Source organism: Mesorhizobium sp. WSM4823 (assembly GCF_055811195.1).
On the sequence record NZ_JBVVQL010000001.1, the window covers coordinates 996,002 to 1,016,577 of the forward strand.

The 20,576-nt window shown below is 62.2% G+C and carries 14 protein-coding genes and 1 pseudogene; 9 read left to right on the plus strand and 6 right to left on the minus strand.

Annotation, left to right across the window (positions count from 1 at the left end):
* The first annotated feature begins 114 nt into the window (after positions 1-114).
* Entirely contained in the window at positions 115-1,881 is a 1,767-nt protein-coding gene (locus AC0L26_RS04740; protein ID WP_473631478.1) for an AMP-binding protein, read from the plus strand.
* 147 nt (positions 1,882-2,028) lie between these two features.
* On the opposite strand, the gene AC0L26_RS04745 is transcribed toward AC0L26_RS04740, so the two are convergent.
* Positions 2,029-5,178 (minus strand): efflux RND transporter permease subunit, encoded by a 3,150-nt coding sequence (locus tag AC0L26_RS04745; RefSeq protein ID WP_473631479.1) that lies wholly within the window; start codon positions 5,176-5,178, stop codon positions 2,029-2,031.
* Complete coding sequence (locus AC0L26_RS04750) at positions 5,175-6,341, minus strand: efflux RND transporter periplasmic adaptor subunit (protein ID WP_473631480.1); 1,167 nt, start codon at positions 6,339-6,341, stop codon at positions 5,175-5,177. The genes AC0L26_RS04745 and AC0L26_RS04750 overlap by 4 nt, the downstream gene beginning before the upstream one ends.
* Before the next feature lie 79 nt (positions 6,342-6,420).
* On the opposite strand from AC0L26_RS04750, the gene AC0L26_RS04755 reads away from it, so the two are divergent.
* Complete coding sequence (locus AC0L26_RS04755; RefSeq protein WP_352938459.1) at positions 6,421-6,642, plus strand: cysteine rich repeat-containing protein; 222 nt, start codon at positions 6,421-6,423, stop codon at positions 6,640-6,642.
* 282 nt (positions 6,643-6,924) lie between these two features.
* Here the strand turns inward: AC0L26_RS04755 and AC0L26_RS04760 are convergent, their stop codons facing one another.
* Entirely contained in the window at positions 6,925-7,833 is a 909-nt protein-coding gene (locus AC0L26_RS04760; RefSeq protein WP_473631481.1) for a hydrogen peroxide-inducible genes activator, read from the minus strand.
* Positions 7,834-7,975: 142 nt separating this feature from the next.
* Between AC0L26_RS04760 and katG the strand changes: the two genes are divergently transcribed.
* Positions 7,976-10,174 carry a catalase/peroxidase HPI gene (gene katG / locus AC0L26_RS04765; RefSeq protein ID WP_473631482.1) on the plus strand — a complete coding sequence of 733 codons (2,199 nt, stop codon included), beginning with the start codon at positions 7,976-7,978 and terminating at the stop codon, positions 10,172-10,174.
* Between the two features lie 82 nt (positions 10,175-10,256).
* Here the strand turns inward: katG and AC0L26_RS04770 are convergent, their stop codons facing one another.
* Entirely contained in the window at positions 10,257-10,934 is a 678-nt protein-coding gene (locus AC0L26_RS04770) for an MIP/aquaporin family protein (RefSeq protein WP_473631483.1), read from the minus strand.
* A 335-nt stretch (positions 10,935-11,269) separates the two neighbouring features.
* Between AC0L26_RS04770 and AC0L26_RS04775 the strand changes: the two genes are divergently transcribed.
* The 5 genes from AC0L26_RS04775 to AC0L26_RS04795 all read left to right on the plus strand — a co-directional run bounded on the left by AC0L26_RS04775 (position 11,270) and on the right by AC0L26_RS04795 (position 16,973).
* Positions 11,270-12,559 (plus strand): RsmB/NOP family class I SAM-dependent RNA methyltransferase, encoded by a 1,290-nt coding sequence (locus tag AC0L26_RS04775; RefSeq protein ID WP_473631484.1) that lies wholly within the window; start codon positions 11,270-11,272, stop codon positions 12,557-12,559.
* 97 nt (positions 12,560-12,656) lie between these two features.
* Positions 12,657-13,115 carry a PaaI family thioesterase gene (locus AC0L26_RS04780; protein WP_352938473.1) on the plus strand — a complete coding sequence of 153 codons (459 nt, stop codon included), beginning with the start codon at positions 12,657-12,659 and terminating at the stop codon, positions 13,113-13,115.
* Positions 13,116-13,119: 4 nt separating this feature from the next.
* Positions 13,120-13,785, plus strand: coding sequence for a 5'-methylthioadenosine/S-adenosylhomocysteine nucleosidase (locus AC0L26_RS04785; protein ID WP_473631541.1), 666 nt, complete (start codon positions 13,120-13,122; stop codon positions 13,783-13,785).
* A 55-nt stretch (positions 13,786-13,840) separates the two neighbouring features.
* A complete protein-coding gene (guaA, locus tag AC0L26_RS04790) occupies positions 13,841-15,403 on the plus strand; it encodes a glutamine-hydrolyzing GMP synthase (protein WP_473631485.1) in 1,563 nt (520 codons plus the stop codon).
* Positions 15,404-15,719: 316 nt separating this feature from the next.
* On the plus strand, positions 15,720-16,973 hold the full coding sequence (locus AC0L26_RS04795; protein ID WP_473631486.1) for a tyrosine-type recombinase/integrase: 1,254 nt from the start codon (positions 15,720-15,722) through the stop codon (positions 16,971-16,973).
* On the opposite strand, the gene AC0L26_RS04800 is transcribed toward AC0L26_RS04795, so the two are convergent.
* Together AC0L26_RS04800 and AC0L26_RS04805 are read right to left on the minus strand one after the other, a co-directional pair.
* Positions 16,954-17,322 (minus strand): helix-turn-helix transcriptional regulator, encoded by a 369-nt coding sequence (locus tag AC0L26_RS04800; protein WP_473631487.1) that lies wholly within the window; start codon positions 17,320-17,322, stop codon positions 16,954-16,956. The genes AC0L26_RS04795 and AC0L26_RS04800 overlap by 20 nt on opposite strands.
* Positions 17,323-18,199: 877 nt before the next feature.
* Positions 18,200-18,887 (minus strand): annotated as a pseudogene (locus AC0L26_RS04805) (YggS family pyridoxal phosphate-dependent enzyme); the annotation flags it as partial.
* A gap of 997 nt (positions 18,888-19,884) precedes the next feature.
* Between AC0L26_RS04805 and AC0L26_RS04810 the strand changes: the two are divergent.
* Entirely contained in the window at positions 19,885-20,508 is a 624-nt protein-coding gene (locus AC0L26_RS04810; RefSeq protein ID WP_473631488.1) for a hypothetical protein, read from the plus strand.
* Positions 20,509-20,576 lie beyond the last annotated feature (68 nt).

Here is a 20,576-nt window from a genome sequence, read left to right on the forward strand (position 1 = left end):
CCGGACTCCGACTTGGCGGCGCGACCTGACTTCGAAGCTCCGGCCGTACCATCGACGGGATTTCCACCACCCCGGCAGGCTGATAGACTCAGGCTGTCTGCGGAGGAGACGGCGATGCCGATCAATCTCGACGAGTTGAAAAATGCCACCAATCTGGGCGGCAAACGCAATGGCGGGGCCTTCATTGCGCCGGTCGACGGCCGGGCGCATGTGTCGGGCGAGCGCACCGTTCCGCTGCTGCAGCAGACCATCCCGGCGCTGCTCTCGGATACCGTCAGCAAATACGGCACGCTCGATGCCGCCGTTTTCGTCGAACAAGACAAGCGCTTCACCTGGAGCGAACTTTCGGACACGGTGGACGCGCTGGCCGCCGGCTTTCTGGCGCTCGGCCTGGCAAAAGGCGACAGGGTGGGCATCTGGTCACCCAACCGCTGGGAATGGCTGGTGACGCAATTCGCCACCGCGCGCATCGGCCTGATCCTGGTCAACATCAATCCGGCCTACCGGCTGGTCGAGCTGGACTATGCGCTGAACAAGGTTGGTTGCAAGGCGCTAGTGACGGCTGCCAAATTCAAGACTTCCGACTATCTCGGTATGATCGAGACGCTGGCGCCGGAGATCGCGACGGCGACACCGGGCAAGCTCGACGCAAAAAAATTGCCGGCGCTGAAGATCGTCATCCGCATGGGCGAGGAGAATTCGCCCGGGATGTTCAATTTCGCCGACGTGCTGGCAATGGCCGGGCGCGACGAGCATGACAGCCTCGACCGCATCTCCGAGGGGCTGAAGCCTGGCGACGCCATCAACATCCAGTTCACTTCAGGCACGACAGGCGCGCCAAAGGGCGCGACGCTGACCCACAACAACATCGTCAACAACGGCAATTTCGTCACCTCGGCGATCAGGTTGACCGTCGACGACCGGCTGTGCATCCCGGTGCCGCTCTATCATTGCTTCGGCATGTCGATGGGCACGATCGGCTGCGTCACCAAAGGCGCGACCATGGTTTTCCCCGGCGAGGGCTTCGACGCCGGCGCCACGCTGAAGGCGGTGGCGGGCGAGCGCTGCACCGGCCTCTACGGCGTGCCGACCATGTTCGTCGGCATGCTCGATCACCCGGATTTCCAATCCTTCGATCTCACAAGCCTGCGCACCGGCATCATGGCCGGCTCGCCGTGCCCGATCGAGGTGATGAAGAAGGTGGTGTCGCTGATGCACATGGCGGAGGTGACGATTGCCTATGGCATGACCGAGACCAGCCCGGTCTCGTTCCAGAGTAGCGTCGACGATCCGCTGGAAAAGCGCGTGTCGACGGTCGGCCGCATCCACCCCCATGTCGAGGTCAAGGCGATCGATGCCGACGGCGCCACCGTTGCGGTCGGCGCGCCGGGCGAACTGTGCACACGCGGCTATTCGGTGATGAAGGGCTATTGGGACGACGAGGAAAAGACCCGCGAGGCGATCGACGCCGACGGGTGGATGCACACCGGCGACCTCGCCACCATCGACGCCGAGGGCTATTGCAACATTGTCGGCCGGGTCAAGGACATGGTCATCCGCGGCGGCGAAAACGTCTATCCGCGCGAGGTCGAGGAATTCCTCTACCGCCATCCCAAGGTCAGGGAAGTGCAGGTGTTCGGCATTCCCGACCCGAAATATGGCGAGGAGCTTTGCGCCTGGATCGTGCTGAAGCCCGGCCAGATCGCCACCGAGCAGGAGATCAAGGCCTTCTGCGCCGGCCAGATCGCGCATTACAAGATCCCGCGCCACATCCGCTTCCGCACCGAATTGCCGATGACGGTGACCGGCAAGCCGCAGAAGTTTCTCATGCGCAAGGCGATGGTCGAGGAACTGGGATTGGTGGCGGCGAAGACGGCTTGAGGGGGCAACGGCTCCCATTCGTATTACGCGTTTCAAGAACAGAGGCGTCGTCTCAATGTCAGGCGACAATGAGCCGGTCGAACGGGGGTCCCCGCTGAGACGGATCCCGAGCCAGCACCAGTGACGGACCGCGATAAGATGGTACCGCTACCCGGGAAGTGTAGGTGTGTACTCACGCTTCGCCTTGCGCGCCGCGCGCCACTCCTCGAATCGCTGCAGAATTACGAAGAAGGAAGGCACGAAGAGCACGGCGAGGCAGGTCGAGGCGATCATGCCGGAAAAGACCGTGATGCCGATCGACTTGCGTGCGCTGGCACCGGCGCCCGTCGCCACCACTAGCGGCGCGACACCGAGGATGAAGGCGAAGGACGTCATCAGGATCGGGCGGAAACGCGCACGTGCTGCCTCGACCGCCGCTTCGACGATCGGTCTGCCGGCGGCGCGCAGTTCGCGCGCGACCTCGACGATCAGGATCGCGTTCTTGGCGGAAAGCGCAATCAGCAGGATCAGGCCGATCTGGACGTAGAGATTGTTGTCGATGCCGAGGCCGTTGAGGACCAGGACCGGACCGACCAGCGACAGTGGTGCGGCAAGCAAGATCGAGATCGGGGCCAGCCAACTCTCATATTGGCCTGCCAGCACCAGATAGACCAAGAGTAGCGCCAGACCGAACACCAGATAGATCTGGCTGCCGACGAGCTTCTCCTGGTAGGAGAGCGCCGTCCAGTCGTAGCCCGTGCCGGGCGGCAGTGTGTCGGCCGCGACCCCTTCCATCATTTTGATCGCTTCGCCGGACGAGAAGCCTTGCGCCTGCACGCCGATGATCGATGCCGAGGGATAGAGGTTGTAGAGGCTGATCAGCGAGGGGCCGACGCTCGGCGTGATCGTCAGTAACGTGCCGAGCGGAATCATGTCGCCATTCTGGTTGCGCACGCTCAGGCGGGCGATATTCTCGGGCGTCAGGCGGAATTGCGCATCGCCCTGCACATAGATCTGGAACACCCGCCCGAACTTGTTGAACTGACTGACATAAGTCGAGCCTAGATAGCCGGCGAGCGTCTGGAAGACCTGGTCCGTGGTCAGCCCCAGGGTTTGCACCTTCTCGCGGTCGATCTCGACCGTGTATTGCGGGACGTTGGCCCGGAACGGCGCCGATACGCGCTGGATGCCCGACTGCGTCTGAGCAGCCCTGGTCACCGCCGCGACCGCGCCCTGCAGCTTGGCAAGGTCGAAGCTGCCGTCACGGAGCTCGACCTGCATGGTGAAGCCGGCGGCGTTGCCGATGCCCTGGATCGGCGGTGGCGGCAGCACCAGCACAGTTCCGTCAGCCATGTCGGACATATTTTTGTTGAGCGTGGCGTAGAGCGAGGCAAGATCCTCGCCCTTGCCGCGCAGGCCCCAGTCCTTGAGGATGATGTAGGCGACGCCGGCATTCGCCAGTGTCGAGTTGTTGTCGAGCGCAGAGATGCCGGCGATGGTCACGACCTGATCGACGCCTGGGGTGGCCTTGGCGATCTTTGAAACCTGTTGCAGCGTCTCCTGCGTACGGCCAAGTGCGGCGCCGTCGGGCAGCTGAACCGCAGCGAGCATGTAGCCCTGGTCCTCGATCGGAATGAAGCCGGTGGCCACGCGCGATATGCCATAGCCCGCCGCCCCGATGATCAGCAGCGCAATGATGCCCATCACCGTGCTGTGACGCACCATTGAGCCGATCAAGCCGGCATAGCGGTTCTCCATACGCTGGTAGACCGCGTTGAAGCCGCGAAAGAAGAAATTGCGCTGGTCCGGCGGCACCGGCCGCCTTAGCCAGGTCGCACACTGTGTCGGCTTGAGCGTTGCCGCGTTGATGGCGCTGATTATGGCGGTTGCCGCAATCACCAGTGCGAATTGCGCATACATTTGCCCCGTGAGGCCGGGCAGGAACGCAGCCGGCAGGAACACCGCCATCAGCACCAGCGTGATGCCGATGATCGGCCCGAACAGAGCGTTCATGGCGGCAATCGCCGCGTCGTGGCCCGACATGCCGCGCTCCATATTGTGAGCGGCTCCCTCGACCACGACGATGGCGTCGTCGACAACGATGCCGATGGCAAGCACGATGGCGAACAGGGTCGACAGATTGACCGAGAAGCCGAGCGCGGCCATCGCCGCGAACGCGCCGATGATGGTCACCGGAACTGTCGTCGCCGGCACCAGCATCGCCCGCCAGTCCTGCAGGAAAAGCAGGATGACGATGAGCACCAGGACGGCGGCTTCGATCAGCGTCTTGTAGACTTCGTGGATCGCCTGGCTGACGAAGATCGTGGTGTTGAAGGGGATCGAGTACGCCAGGCCTTGCGGAAATTCGCCCGACAGTTCCTTCATCCTGGCCTCGACCTTGCCGGCCACATCGAGCGCGTTCGCGCCCGGCGACAGGAAAACGGCCATGCCCGCCGCCGGCTGGCCGTCGAGATTGAAGAACTGCCCATAGGTCTGGGCGCCGAGCTCGACCCGGCCGACGTCGCGCACGCGCGTCATGTCGCCATTGGCGCCGGTCTTGACGATCACGGCCCCGAACTGGTCGGGGTCGTCAAGGCGGCTGGACACTTCGACCGTGTACTGGAAGGACTGGCCGTCCGGCGCCGGCGGCGCGCCCATCTGGCCCGCGGTGACCTGCTCGCTCTGCTGCCCCAGCGCCTGGACGACGTCCTGCGTGGTAAGGCCGCGCGCCTGCATCTTCTCGGGATCGAGCCAGACGCGCATGGAATACTGGCCGGCGCCGAACACATTGACATTGCCGACCCCCGGTATCCGGGAGAGTTCATCCTTCAGCTGGATGGTCGCGTAATTTGCGAGATAAAGGCTGTCATATTGGCTGTCAGGCGAGGTCAGCGTGACGATTTCGAGGATCGAGGTCGACTTCTTCTGAACGGTGACGCCCTGCACCTGCACCGCTTGCGGCAGCCCTGCGAGCGCGGAGGACACACGGTTCTGCACAAGCACCTGCGCCTGGTCGAGATCGGTGCCGATCGCGAAGGTGACGGTGAGATTGTAGGTGCCATCCGATGCAGCATAGGACTGCATGTAGATCATGCCCTCGACACCGTTGACTTGCTGCTCGATCGGCAGCGCCACCGTGTCGATCACCGCGCGGGCGCTGGCGCCCGGATAGCGCGTCGTTACCGAAACGGTGGGTGGCACCACATCGGGATACTGCGCCACCGGCAGGGCAAAGAGCGAGATGATGCCGATGAGGACCATGAGGATGGCGATGGCGTTGGCCAGGACCGGCCGCTCGATGAAGAATTTGGAGATCATCTTGCCGCGCCGTCCGTGGCGGCCGCTTCCAGTTTCTTCTCCTGCGGTTCGATCTTCTGGCCAGGCACGGCCGTCAACAGGCCGGAGACAAGGACACGGTCACCCGGCGCGACACCTTTGGTGATGACACGCAACGCTCCGACCAGTTGACCGATCTCAACCGGCCGCTGCTCGACGACATCATCCTTTCCGGCGACCAGCACGTAGCGCCCCTTCTGGTCGCTGCCGATCGCCCGGTCGGGAATGAGCAGCATGTCCGGCTCTTCGCCCAGCGGCACGCGCACGCGCACGAAATAGCCCGGCAGCAGCGCCCGGTCTTCATTGGGCAGCACGGCGCGGACCGCCAGCGTGCCGGTGGCGGCCGTAACTTCTGGCGCGGCATAGTCCAGCATTCCTGCATGGGGATAACCCGTCTCGCTTTGCAGGCCGACCTCGATCGGTATTTTTTTGAGGTCCTGCGCGGTCATTCCACGCTTGGCCATGGCGGCGCGAATGCGCAGCACATCCTGCTCCGAGATATTGAAATTGACGTAGATGGGAGCGAGCTGAACGATGGTCGCCAGCGTGGTGGCGCCGCCGGCGCCGACCAGCTGCCCCATCGAAACCTCCCGGGAGGTGACGGTGCCCGCGAACGGCGCCTTGACCTCGGTGTAGCTCAGATTGAGTTGAGCCTGTTTGACGTCGACCGCGCTCTGCTTCTGCTTGGCGATGTCGACGTCTGCTGCCGCGGCGGCCTGGTCGGCGGTCGATTGCGAGATGATTTTCTGGGACAATAGCTCCTGCTGCCGCTTTAGGTCAGCACCGGACTGTTTGGCGGCGGCATCAGATGAACCCTGCCCGGCCTCGGCTTGCTCGAGCGCCAGCTGGTAGGAATCGGGCTCGATCAGGAACAGCCGGGCGCCGGCCTTGACCTCGTCGCCATCCTTGTAGTCGATTTCCTGGATGAAGCCCGAGACGCGCGCAACCAGAGGTGTCGTGTTTACCGCCGCGGCGCTGCCAGTGGCCTCGAGATAGGGGGTCACGCTCTGCTTCAATGGAAGTGCCACGTCGACCTTGGGCGGAGGTGGCGCCACGTAAGCGTTTTGTTCGTTGCATGCGGACAACAGTATTGTGACGGCGACCAGGCCTGCCGCCGGCGCGATTCTACCTGATACGAAAAGCATTTTCCCCCTCTGGATACTTCCCGGTGTATATCGCATTATATGAAAGTGAGCTAATTTACATGTTTGAGGGGAGTTTGTCATGCGGATTGCGTTAAGCGTGCTTTTCCTGGCAACCCAGATGGCGGCGACAGCAGCGCTGGCGCAGACTGCGTCCGAGCGCGAGGCCTGCGAGGCGGACTACAAGAAATTCTGCAGCGGCGTGGAGCAGGGCGGTGGCCGCATCATCAAATGCCTGGCCGATCACATGAGCGAACTGACGCCGGAATGCCAAAAGGTCGTCAAGGCGAACACGCCCGGATAGCACCACTGAGCGCTGGCGGCTGGCGGTGACGAAGCGTTTGATGCCATTGATGACCATGGAGAAAATCGACGTCGCCGCGATCGAGGCGGCGCGGCGCGGCTGACGGTCCATCGCGACCAATTGCTGCCAGAGCGTGTCAGTTCGCTACCAGTGCGGCCGTCCGCCCGTGCCTTCGATTTCCACGGTCAGCTGGCTCAGAGCAGGCTCGTAGCGCGATCAAAGCGACCTTCGCACACTCCTGCGAAGCGCACGCCCGATGCCAATGATGCAGTACACCTCGCCTCAGGCCGCCAGCACCGCCGCATCCAGCCCGCGAATAATCTTGGCCAGTTCCACACATTCATCGTGCCGAACCTTGTTGCGCCGCCAGGCGAGACAGATCGTGCGCTGCGGCATCGGCTCCTGGAAGGGCACGATCTTCAAATCGCGCATGGCGCTGGCCGGCCCTGTCGCCATTTCCGGAATGAGCGTGACGCCGAGCCCGTGCGCCACCATCTGCAGCAGCGTCGTCAGGCTGGTCGCGCCGTAGCTCGCCATTGCCACCGGGCGCACGCTGCCGCAGACGGCAAGCGCCTGTTCGCGCAGGCAATGGCCTTCCTCCAACAGCATCAGCCTTTCCAGCGCCGGGCTTTCGGGTGGAACCGGCGGCGAGGCGAAGGCGGGATCGCCCGCCGGCACGGCAAGGAAGAACCGGTCGGAGAAAAGCGCCTCGGTGATCAGGCCCGGCTGATCGAGGGGAAGGGCCGCGATGAAGGCGTCGAGCTTCCCCAGGCCGGTGTCTTCGATCAGCGACGCCGTCACCGCTTCGCGCAATTCGAGCTGCAAGGCCGGGAAATGACGTCTCAGCTCCGGCAGCACATGCGGCAGGAGATAGGGCGCCACCGTCGGGATGATGCCGAGCCGGAAGCGTCCTTCCATGGCGGGGCGCCCGCGCCGGGCCGTCGTCTCGATCTCGCGAATGTCGGCAAGAATACGCTCGATGCGCGGCAGCATGACCTGCGCCTCGTCGGTCATTCGAACCGATTTGCCGCCACGCTCGAACAGCCGACAATTCAGGCGCAGCTCCATCTCCGCGATCTGCGAGGACAGCGCCGGCTGGCTGACGCCAGCGAGCTTCGCGGCGCGGCCGAAATGCAGCGTCTGTGCCAGCGCCTCGAAATACTGCATCTGCCGGACGGTGAGACCTATCATAAGGAAAACCTATCGCAACAAACAGGAAAGGCAATTTGTTTTTATCGGCAATGCGGCCTAGTCTGGAACCATTCCAGAATGGCGTGGCTCAAGGCCCGTCCGGCAACAAATCCCGAAAAAATCAAACAAATCGGAGAGAACGATGGACGCAAAGACCGATGACAATAGCGTGGGAAAATGCCCGGTCGCGCATGGATCGGCCGGCAGGACCAACCGTGACTGGTGGCCAAACCAGCTTGACCTTGCCGTTCTCCATCAGCAGTCGAGCCTCTCGGATCCGATGGGCGAGAACTTCGACTACGCGGAGGAATTCAAGAGCCTCGATCTCGATGCGGTGATCAAGGACCTGCACCAGGTGATGACCGATTCGCAGGATTGGTGGCCGGCCGATTTCGGCCATTACGGCCCGCTCTTCATCCGCATGGCCTGGCACAGCGCCGGCACCTATCGCATCGGCGATGGCCGTGGCGGCGCCGGCGCCGGCCAGCAGCGTTTCGCGCCGCTCAACAGCTGGCCGGACAACGCCAATCTCGACAAGGCACGCCGGCTGCTGTGGCCGATCAAGCAGAAATACGGCAGGAAGATCTCCTGGGCCGATCTGTTGATCCTCACCGGCAACGTCGCCCTGGAATCGATGGGCTTCAAGACGTTCGGCTTCGCCGGCGGGCGCGCCGATGTCTGGGAGCCCGAGCAGGACGTGGACTGGGGGTCGGAAACCAAGTGGCTCGGCGACGAGCGCTATTCCGGTGATCGCGAACTTCGAGGCCATCTCGGCGCCGTGCAGATGGGGCTGATCTACGTCAACCCGGAAGGGCCGAATGGCACGCCCGATCCGTTGGCCTCGGCACGCGACATCCGTGAAACCTTCGCCCGCATGGCCATGAACGACGAGGAAACCGTCGCGCTGCTCGCCGGCGGTCACACCTTCGGCAAAACCCACGGCGCCGGTGATGCATCGCTGGTGGGCGCGGAGCCGGAAGGCGCCGGCATCGAGGCGCAGGGCCTCGGCTGGTCGAGCAAGCACGCCACCGGCATTGCCGGCGACGCCATCACCTCGGGCCTCGAAGTGACCTGGACCACGACGCCGACCAAATGGAGCAACAACTTCTTCGATAATCTGTTCAACTACGAATGGGAACTGACCAAAAGCCCGGCCGGCGCCCATCAGTGGACGCCGAAGGGCGGCGCCGGTGCAGGCTCGGTGCCGGACGCGCACGATCCGTCGAAGCGCCGCGCGCCGGCGATGCTGACCACCGACCTCGCGCTACGGGTCGACCCGGCCTATGAGAAGATCTCGCGACGTTTCCATGAGAATCCGGATCACTTCGCCGATGCCTTCGCGCGCGCCTGGTTCAAGCTGACCCATCGCGACATGGGTCCGGTTGTCCGCTATCTCGGCCCGCTCGTGCCGAAGGAAGAGCTGATCTGGCAGGACCCTATCCCGGCCGTCGATCACGAACTGATCAGCAAGCAGGACATCGCCTCGCTGAAGGCGAAGATACTGACCTCTGGCCTGTCCGTTTCCGAACTGGTCTCGACCGCCTGGGCCTCGGCTTCGACGTTCCGCGGCTCTGACAAGCGCGGCGGCGCCAATGGCGCACGCATCCGCCTGGCGCCGCAGAAGGACTGGGACGTCAATCAGCCGACCGAACTATCGAAGGTGCTTGCGCAGCTCGAAGGCATCCAGAGCGAGTTCAACGCGGGGCAGACAGGCGACAAGAAGGTCTCGCTTGCCGACCTGATCGTTCTCGGCGGCGTCGCCGCGGTTGAGAAGGCAGCCAAGGACGCCGGCCATGACGTGGAGGTGCCTTTCACGCCAGGCCGCATGGACGCCTCGCAAGAGCAGACGGACGTCCAGTCCTTTGCCGCGATCGAGCCAAAAGTCGATGGCTTCCGCAATTACGTCAGGGGCAAGCCGCCGATGTCGGTCGAAGCGATGCTGGTCGATCGGGCGCAGCTGCTGACATTGACGGCGCCGGAGATGACGGTGCTCGTCGGCGGGTTGCGGGTACTCGGCGCCAACACCGGCAAGTCGAAGCACGGGGTGTTCACCGACAGGCCGGGCACGTTGACCAACGATTTCTTCGTCAACCTGCTCAGCATGAACACGGTCTGGGATCCGGTCGCCGGCTCCGATGAGGTCTACGAAGCACGCGACCGCAAGATCAAGGCGGTCAAGTGGACCGGCACCCGCGCCGACCTGATCTTCGGTTCGCACGCCCAACTGCGCGCGCTGGCCGAAGTCTACGGGTCGGCGGACGCCGGGCAGAAGTTCGCTAGGGATTTCGTTGCGGCCTGGACTAAGGTGATGAACCTCGACCGCTTCGACCTCGCTGCCTGATCCAGGCACAAGGATTTCTGGACGCAACAAAAAAAGCGCGGGCCGTGGCCCGCGCTTTTTCCTTATATTCAGGCTTCGAAAATCAGTCCTTCTCGAAGATCCGGGCCTTGGCGACCACGCCGGCGATGGCGCCGCCGATCAGCGGTGCGACGATGAACAGCCAGAGCTGGCCGATCGCAGCACTTCCCGAAAACAGCGCCGGGCCGATCGAGCGGGCCGGGTTGAGCGACGTGCCGGTCACCGGGATGATGGCGAAGTGCAGTCCCGCCAGTGTCAGGCCGATGACGAGGCCGGCAAAGGCTGTCGTGTGGCTGCCGCTGGTGACGCCGAGGATCACCGTGACGAAGGTGAAGGTTCCGATCAGCTCCCACAGGAACGCCGAGCTGACGCCCCATTTCGTCGCATCCCAGCCATTGGCGCCGAAACCACCGGTGTGTCCGCCGACCTGTCCGGAGACGATGATCCACAGCGCCAGCGACGCAATGATGGCGCCGATGATCTGCGCGATCCAATACGGAATGACGTCCTTGGCCTGCATCCGGCCGGCAAGGAACACGCCGAGTGTCACCGCCGGGTTGAGATGCGCGCCCGAGATCGGGCCGATCGCATAGGCCGCCGCAATCAGGCCGATGCCGAATGCAAGACCGATGCCTTCCTGGCCGAGCGGCAGCGCGCCGCCGAAGCCGCCCGTCACCACCGAAGCCGTGCCGATGAACACCAGTAGAAATGTCCCTAGAACTTCAGCCAGATAAGTCTTCATTGCCCTCTCCTCGTAATTTCCCGCCGATCCGCTTGCAGTTCTTGGCGAATCACGCAGCGAAAGAGTATCGCAACTTCAAAACTTTGGAAGCACAAGCATTACGCCCGACTACAGCGCCGCGCGTCCATTGGGACGCGCACAGGACGCTGTAGCACTTTGATTTTGCGCATGATCCTTACCGAAAATCGGATCCGATTTTCGGGGTCATGCGCTAGATCTGTGGGTGCTAACATATCTGCGCTCGATCTGGCGTCCGAGGCTCTCCCGGCTTGTGTGCGCCAGTCCAGCGCTTTAGAGCAGGGCGGAAGTAATTTGCTGAATAACGGAATGACAAGATGCGACTGGGCGGACGGCTGGCGGCGGCCATCGAAGTGCTGGATGATATCGGCCGGCGTCACCGGCCGGTCGCCGATGCGCTGAAGGACTGGGGCCTGTCGCACCGCTTCGCCGGCGGCGGCGATCGCGCGGCGATCGGCAACATCGTCTATGACGCGCTGCGCCGGAAGCGCTCCGCCGGCTGGCTTTTGGACGAGGACACGCCACGCGCCATCGGCTTCGGCGCGCTGCTGCTTGAATGGAACCAGACCGCGCAGTCGCTGAACGAGGCGCTCGATGGCGACAAATTCGCGCCGCCGCTGCTCAACGCCGACGAATTGAAGGCGATCGCCGCCCGCCAGCTGGACGATGCGCCGCCGGTGGTGCGCGCCGACATTCCCGATTGGTGCGAACCGCTCTTCGAGCAGGCCTTCGGCGCCGCCTGGGTTGAAGAGGGTGCCGCGCTGGCGACCCGCCCGCCTCTGGATATCAGGGTCAACACGCTGCAGGCCGATCGCAGCAAAGTGCTCGCCGAGCTGGCCGAGACCGGCGCCAAGGCTGCACGGATCGCGCCGCACGGCATCCGCATCCCGCCGATCGCAGGTGACGGTAGGCACCCGAACGTGCAGGCGGAGCCGGCCTTCCAGAAAGGCTGGTTCGAAGTTCAGGATGAAGGTTCGCAGATCGCCGCCACGCTGGCTGGCGCCGAGGCCGGGATGCAGGTTCTCGATTTTTGCGCCGGCGCCGGCGGCAAGACCCTGGCATTGTCGGCGGCGATGGACAATCGCGGCCAGGTGTTTGCGCATGACGCCGAAAAGGCGCGGCTGGCGCCGATCTTCGACCGCATCCGCCGCTCGGAAAACCGCAATGTGCAAATCGTCACCAAGCCGGCGGAGCTCAGCGCCCTTTCGGGCCACATGGATATCGTGCTGGTTGATGCGCCGTGCACCGGCAGCGGTACCTGGCGGCGCCGGCCCGATGCCAAATGGCGGCTGACGCAGAAGCAGCTGGATGCACGCAAGGGCGAGCAATCGGCCATCCTCGACGCAGCCAAAGCCTTCGTCAAACCGGGTGGGCTGCTGGTCTACATCACCTGCTCGGTGTTCGACGAGGAGAATGGCGAGCAGGTCGCGGCCTTTCGGGATCGGAACAGCGGCTTTGTCCCGGTCGACCATCGTCAGCTCTGGGACAGCCGCTTTCCGGGCCACGAGGCGACCGCGCGTATCGGCGCTGCAGGCGGCATTTCGCTGTCGCCGGCGCTGAGCGGTACCGATGGGTTTTATGTCTGCGCGCTGCGTAAGGGCGGCTGAACTTGGCCAGCGAGCCTGATTGCTGCAGTGCAGCAATAGCGATTGCCTGCCGCTTATGCCTCTGCAATAAGCTTTTCTGACAGGAGCGTGAAAAGCCATGGCCGCAAAGATCGTACCCGCCTCCGATTATGAGGATCGCGTCAGGACATCCTTCGCGCGCCAGAACGCCATGACGACCATAGGCGCCGAGCTGACGTTGGTGACGCCCGGCATCATCGAGATCGAAATGCCCTATTCGGCGGCGCTGACCCAGCAGCACGGCTTTCTCCATGCCGGCGTCATTTCGACGGCGCTGGACTCGGCCTGCGGCTACGCGGCTTTCTCGCTGATGCCGGAGAATTCCGGCGTGCTGACCATCGAGTTCAAGGTCAATCTGCTGGCGCCGGGCCGGGGCGAGCGTTTCCTGTTCCGCGGCTCGGTGACGAAACCCGGCCGCACCATCATCGTCGCCGACGGCCAGGCCTATGCCTTCGCCGTCGACGGCGAGGCCAAGCTGATCGCCACCATGACCGGAACGATGATGACGGTGGTCGGTCGCGATGGCATTGAAGGTTGATCCGATGCCCAAGGCGGTCAGAATTGCGGGTAGGGACGTCCTCTTCGTGATGGCGGCGCAGGCCGAATACGGTCCGCATCTGCAGCGGCTTTTCACGCCTGTCATGACAGGCGTGGGGCCGGTCGAGGCGGGCGTCAGGCTGGGTGCCGAACTGTCATGGTTGAAGTCTGAAAAGGCGCTGCCGGACCTCGTCGTGTCGCTCGGTTCGGCGGGCAGCCGGACACTGGAACAGACGGAAATCTACCAGGCCGTTTCGGTCGCCTACCGCGACATCGACGCCTCGCCATTGGGGTTCGAAAAGGGCGCGACGCCGTTTCTCGACCTGCCGGTGATCGTGCCGCTGCCGTTCAGGATTCCCGGCATAAGAGAGGCGACCCTGTCGACCGGTGCGGCGATCATTTCCGGCAGCGCCTACGATGCGATTGCTGAGGACATGGTCGACATGGAGACCTTCGCCTGCCTGCGTGCCTGCCAACTGTTCAGGGTGCCTCTCGTCGGCCTGCGCGGCATTTCCGACGGGGCCGCCGATCTCAGGCATGTCGGCGACTGGAAGGAGTATCTCCATGTCATCGACGAGAAGCTGGCGGATGCGGTCATGCGGCTTGAACAGGCGATCGGGTCCGGCGCGCTGCAGTTTGGACCACCACATGAAGACGCGGAATCAGATTGAGAGAGACGCCTCGCAACCCATTGCGCCGACTCGTTTCTTTCTCTAAACGCTCGCCATGAAGATAGCCAATCACCCCGACACCGTCCTGATTGTCGATTTCGGCAGCCAGTTCACACAGCTCATCGCCAGGCGCGTCCGCGAGGCCGGCGTGTTTTCCGAGATCGTGCCGTTCCAGTCGGCCGAAGCGGCGTTCAAGCGCATCAAGCCGAAGGCGGTGATCCTGTCCGGAGGCCCGGCCTCGACCAGCGACATCGGCAGCCCGCGCGCGCCGCAGATCGTCTTCGATGCCGGTGTGCCGGTGCTCGGCATCTGCTATGGCCAGATGGCCATGTGCGTGCAGATGGGCGGCGTCGCCGAAAGCTCCGACCATCGCGAATTCGGCCGTGCCTTCGTCGAGATCCAGAAGGACAGTCCGCTGTTCGGGGGCCTGTGGGCGCCCGGCCAGCGGCACCAAGTGTGGATGAGCCACGGCGATCGTGTCATCTCCTTGCCGGAAGGCTTCGAGGTGTTCGGAAAATCGGAAGGCTCGCCCTTCGCTATCTTCGGCAATATCGAGCGCAAGATGTACGGCATCATGTTCCACCCCGAAGTGGTGCACACCCCGGACGGCGCCCGGCTGCTCAGGAATTTCGTCCACAACATCGCCGGCATCGAAGGCGACTGGACGATGCGCGCCTATCGCGAGCATGCGGTCGAGACAATCCGCAAGCAGGTCGGCAAGGGCAAGGTCATCTGCGCGCTTTCGGGCGGCGTCGATTCCTCGGTCGCTGCACTCCTGATCCACGAGGCAGTCGGCGACCAGCTCACCTGCATCCTTGTCGACCACGGGCTGATGCGCAAGGACGAGGCGGCAGGCGTGGTCGAGATGTTTCGCCAGCACTATAATTTGCCGCTCATCCTGGTCGACGCTTCGGACCGTTTTATCGGCGCGCTCGAGGGCGAGTCGGACCCGGAAAAGAAGCGCAAGACCATCGGGCGGCTGTTCATCGAGGTGTTCGAGGAAGAGGCCGAGAAGCTCGGCGGCGCCGATTTCTTGGCGCAAGGCACGCTCTATCCCGACGTCATCGAAAGCGTCTCTTTCACCGGCGGCCCGTCGGTGACGATCAAGTCGCACCACAATGTCGGCGGCCTGCCCGAGCGCATGAACATGCAACTGGTCGAGCCGCTGCGCGAACTGTTCAAGGACGAGGTGAGGGCGCTCGGCAAGGAACTCGGCCTGCCCGACAGCTTCATCGGCCGGCACCCATTTCCCGGCCCTGGTCTTGCAATCCGCTGCCCGGGCGGCATTTCTCGCGAGAAGCTGGAGATCCTGCGCGAGGCCGACGCCATCTATCTCGACGAGATCCGCAAGGCGGGCCTCTACGACGCCATCTGGCAGGCGTTTGCCGTGCTGCTGCCGGTGCAGACCGTCGGCGTGATGGGTGATGGCCGCACTTATGAATTCGTCTGCGCGCTGCGCGCCGTCACCTCGGTCGACGGCATGACCGCGGATTTCTACCACTACGACATGGCGTTCCTGGGCGCCGCCGCCACCCGCATCATCAACGAGGTGCGCGGCATCAACCGCGTTGTCTATGACGTGACGAGCAAGCCGCCGGGCACCATAGAGTGGGAATAAAGGTCGGTCGTTCGCCAGCATTCGGCGACTATCGAACAAACTTCATTAAACGTCTGAATCTTATCTGCTTTTCTCGCTACGTCTATCGCTGACTATCGCCCCTAAGCGGAATCATTTGACGGTATACCTGACGGCATTCCTTTTCGCGTCATCTTCGCTGCAGACTGATGCCGTCAGTGCGCCGGACTCAAGCATGTTGGCATATTTCGGGGTAAGGCATTTAGTTCAGTGGGCTCTCCCAGAGCCTTGACGGTAAAACGAATGACGGTAAAATTAGGCATGTCACAATCCTAGATGCGCCCGTCCGTCTCCTCCTATGCTCACAGACATCGCACTTAAGAAGCTGAAATCAAAAGAGAAAATATACAAAGTCACTGATCGTGACGGTATGTACGCGACCGTGGCTCCCACAGGGCAGATATCGTTCCGATACGACTACCGAGTGAATGGTCGGCGAGAGACAGTGACGCTTGGCCGCTATGGTGAGGGAGGCATCTCGCTAGCAGAGGCGCGTGACCGCTGTCTTGCCGCACGAAAAATGGTGGCAGCCGGAAAATCGCCAGCCCAGGAAAAGCAGCGTGACAAGAGGCGCCTGTCTGAGACGGGCACGTTCGGCGATGCCGGCAGAAGATGGTTTAAAGAGGCGAAGATGGCGGACAGCACGCGCTCCATGCGCAAAGCCGTCTTCGATCGAGACATCTTGCCGATTTGGGACAAAAGGCTCCTCACAGAAATAACATCGGACGATTTGCGGGCGCTGTGCGCAAAGGTGCGGGACCGTGGCGCACCAGCAACCGCCATTCATGTCCGGGATATTGTTAAGCAGGTCTATGGCTATGCCATTCTGCACGGCGAGAAGATCGCCAATCCGGCAGACGAGGTTGGGCCATCTTCGATAGCCACCTTCGAAGCGAAAGACCGGGGGTTGTCACCCGTAGAAATTCGAATCATGCTGAAAGAGTTGGAGAATGTGCCGACTTTGCCGACTATTCGGCTGGGCCTAAAGCTGATCCTGCTCACGATGGTTCGGAAGAGTGAGCTTCTGGACGCGACGTGGGATGAGGTCGACTTCGAGAACGCGGTATGGAGCATTCCCAAAGGGCGAATGAAGCGGAAGAAGCCACATAACGTCTACCTGTCCCGCCAGTCCCTCGACATCATGATTGCGCTCAAGACTTGCGCTGCGAACTCTCGATACGTGCTTCCATCTCGATATGACGCCGACGAACCCATGTCGCGCGCGACCTTCAATCGGATTACGATGGCGATTGTGGACCGCGCAAAACAACAAAATCTGCCGCTTGCTCCGTTTACGGTGCACGATCTACGGCGGACCGGCTCCACGCTCCTAAACGAGATCGGATTCAATCGCGACTGGATCGAAAAATGCCTTGCACACGAAGACAGTCGCTCCTCCCGCGGCGTTTATAACAAGGCTGAATACGAACCGCAGCGGCGCCACATGCTGCAGGAATGGGCCGACATGATTGAAGCGTGGGCAGCTGGCAATAAACACGCACCCACACTGCAGCCGATTTCCGGGGCAGCCGTCATCCTCGATCCGATTTGACCGGCCTCGTTTTCCGCGACCGCACGTCTGGTGCCGGGGCCAGTTCGATCGAACCAGCAAAGGACGCGTTCCGCCGTTCCTGAATCCAGGCTTCGACTTCTCCTAGGTCCCAAACGACGCAGCGGGGGGTCAGATTGAACCGTCGGGGGAACTCGCCTCGCTGTTCCATTTCAAAAATGGTCGTGTCCGATAGCGGGACGATTTCTCGCAATTGCGATCGGCGAACAGTTCGCACGACCTGTCGCGCCTCAATGTGCGGTAGAAACGGAAGGGGGCGATCCGCTGGCGCGGCCTCTATGCCCTGGCAGCTTTCGCGTTGAGTTTGCTTCTGCCGTTTGACCATTTGCATACCGAAGGGCTCCTTCGGGCCAATGATCGCGCATCTGCTCCAATCTGAGTATAGCTCTCAACTACGACCACATCGTCTCCTTTTGACCAACCGGCGAGCTTTGCGATGGTCGGCAAGCCTAGGTCTTGCTCACGAGCACACCGACTTCGCGACTGCGTCTCGAAGGCCTTCTGCCTCTTGGGCTGTTTGGACCTGTCCTCTTCGCTCACGGTTAACCCTTTGCATGGCTCCACGTCGGGTGGATTCATGTAGTCCCGGACTCCAGGCTCATCGCTCGGATTCTCGGCTTGCCGAATGAACTGATCGTCTCGGCGAAGTGCGGCGCGTGACGGTCCCGATGATCGGGCCGACGTTGCTCATCTCATACTGCCTCGCCGTGTTCGAGGACGGGATGGAGGACCAGGCCATCCATTGGGTCTTGGATCACGCGCTAAGCTGGGCCAGGTTCACCTGAAATATCCGAGGGACTTGCTCACCTAGGACGGCCATGGCGTTCGCCAGCTCCAGAGCGGAAACCAGAATCGTTCCAGCAGAGTGCGGCGACATCCATCACGGTGATAGAGCGGACGGCGAACACGCCCTGGACATCGGCGGCGTGCTGTGCCCCGATGGAATTCGAGACCAGCTTGCCCTGATCCTCAATGCAGGTCGTACCATAGGTGCGCGGCGGCCATGTCGAAATCCGCCCAAGTGACTATAAGCTTGCGCGGGACGCTCAGAAAGTCGCCTGCGTCGCACGATTGCGTGGGCTGGCAGACCGCGGGAAGCGACCTCAGCCGCGATCAGCCGCCTGACCCGTTTCCCTGACGCGTAAATCTCGACGGCCGGAACGATCGGCTGGGGTAATCGAAAGAGCAGACAGGCCGTTTGCGAAAAATCATGGTTCAATTCCTCGATCAGTGGGGGCGACACCCGGCCAGTAGTGGCCGTCAGGCGTCGGCCGCTTGCCGAAGATGGCCTGACCAACGCGCACGACAGTGGCGCCTTCCTCGAAGTCTCCGGTCATGCCCATGGATAGCCCGGTCAGCGCGGCGTTATGCTTCACGGCTTTGTCCCGCAGCCGGCGCAACAGAATGAAGCAAGGCCGCACCTTGGCCATGTCGGAGGAAAACAGCGCAAGTGTCATCAACCCGCATGGACGGAGACGGGGAAGCTGATCGCGAGACTTCACGAAGGGCAGCAGTGCGTTCGGATGGAGGCCGAACTTGCTGTGCTCGCCAGACGTGTTGACCTGCACATAGACGTCGAGGAAGCGATCTTCGCGCTCCAGCCGTGTTCAGAAGGTCGGCGAGCTGTAGGCTGTCGAGCGCATGAAACTCACGCGCGAAGCGGGGCAGATATTTGGCTTTGTTGGTCTGCAGATGTCCGACGATGCTCCAGTCGATGGCGAGATCGTGAAGCGCCTCGCATTTTGACATTGCCTCCTGGATCTTGTTCTCGCCGAAGGTGCTGATGCCGACGTCGAAGGCATATCGCAGGATTTAGGCCGGCACCGTCTTGGTGATCGGCAGCAACCGCACGGAGGCTCGGTCGCGCCCGACCCGTGCGCAGCGGCAGATTGTTCGTGCCCATTGTGATCTGCCCTTCACCGCACGGTGACCAGATAGCCGCCGGCTTGCGTGTCCGCACGCGCGCAAAGGCCCAGGATTCGAAGGCAATCAAGGTGCGCTGCCGTCCGTAGGCGACCGACCAGTGTCATCATTGGTCAGTATCAAGCCACATTGAAAGACTGAGCACTCCTGCTGACTTTGTCATTTGGCGTTCTCACCAGATGCTACAGTTCCAACAAATTTATGTTTGCTTACCATTCCCAGCGGTTCGGGGGTGCTAAGAGCCAATGAATTTCTTTGAAGAATCTGTTGCAACGCCTGCACGCGGATTGGCGGAGTGCTGATCAGGCAGCGAGACTTGCGAACTGCTTGGGCCAGGAGGTATTCGGACTGGAAGCGTATCTCGATTGTAGCGGCTAGTGCCGTGCCAGAAATTCCCAGCTCCGGGGCGACCTTACTGAGCGGCCTGTCGCAGACCCGTTTATAAGGCTCAAGACGTGTCAGATGCATTATGGAATGGTCTTAGTTCAATCGCAGCCGATGTCGCACTGCCGGGAAATGGCAAACAACGCGCTTCCGACGGCAATCTCTGATTATCGCCAGTTTGAAGAGTTTTTAAGAAGCAGCCGGCCGTCACATGCATGCAAGGCCAAACGTGCTCTGCTCGACGACGGCACCCCTCACCGCACGACTGCTTTGCGCCCGAAATCGGAGCTAGTTCCCGAACGCAGTCATTTGAGTTCGGGCGGGCGGCTCGCTTGCGCCAAACGACATCGCGAGCATCGATACGGCGTTGCCTTTGGCGTATTTGTTCATGACCGCTTGTAAACTGTTACTAAATCTATAGTTAGCTTGCGTTAGCAAAGCTAAGCTCAATGCAAACAGCGCGAAATGATTGCGTAGCGCGCAGCTTGCGCGCATAGCCCGGGGGGCAGATCGTTGGAATTGCAGGGTCGCCGAAGGGGCGTAGCACCAAGGCGCGCGTGGTTGAGTCCCAATATGGCGCTGCAGGTTGGTTGAGCCGTTGCTTCCTCAAGACATCCTCGCCGGTGCAGCTGTTCGCGACAGACCGAACCTGTTCGTGATCGGCTGTTTCGACCGGCGAATAACCTTTTACTCGCAGCAGGTCCGCGCCTTGTCGTTGATCCATGCACTCAAGGAGCAGGGATACCTAAACAGTAACCCAAGAATTGCAGTCATCGGAGGAGGAGCTGCGGGCGTCGCGGCGGCCTCAGCGGCGGCATTGGTATCATCATCCAGCGTTGTCCTGTTCGAAAGTGCCGCCGAGCTTATGCCGCTTCAGTCGACGACCGGGCGACGACGCCTCGATCCGCACATCTATGACTGGCCTGCGCCTGATACCAGCGACCCGATCGCTGACCTCCCAATCCTGGACTGGGAGTCTGGATCCTGCCGCGCGGTTCGCGACGATGTGCTGCTTGGCTTCGAGGATATTGCCGTTCGAATGGGTGGACGCCTCACAAGACGACTCCGGCACGATGTAAAGTCCATCGCCGTTACCGCTGATGGCTATGAGCTCGTCTTCACCAATCTGGATGCACCAATACCTCCTGCCGGCGCCGAGCCTCGCGAGCGCTTCAACATGGTGCTCCTGGCGGTCGGTTTCGGGCTATAGCCACGAGAAACTATCCCGGGCATCCAGAGCGCCAGCTACTGGTCAGATGCTGGGGTGCCGGTCGCGGA